The 225-nt window shown below is 45.8% G+C and carries 1 rRNA gene; it reads right to left on the bottom strand.

The features are described from left to right. Positions 1-103, bottom strand: a 23S ribosomal RNA gene (locus tag H5185_RS22655); the annotation flags it as partial. Positions 104-225: the final 122 nt, after the last annotated feature.

Raw genomic sequence — 225 nt, forward strand, 5'->3', positions numbered from 1 at the left:
TCAAATGCTTATTACTAGCTCGCCAACGCTTTTCGCAAGTTATTACGTCCTTCATCGCCTCTGACTGCCAAGGCATCCACCGTATACGCTTGGTCACTTAACCATACAACCCAAATGAGTTTCACACCCTTGAATTAACAAGAGAAGAGCTCTGGGTCGTATCATGACCAGCTGGTTTTTACTTGTCTCACCTCCGGGTAGGAAGTGGACTCGCCTTAGTTTTTT

Source organism: Shewanella sp. SG44-6 (assembly GCF_014164185.1).
GTDB lineage: Bacteria > Pseudomonadota > Gammaproteobacteria > Enterobacterales > Shewanellaceae > Shewanella > Shewanella vesiculosa.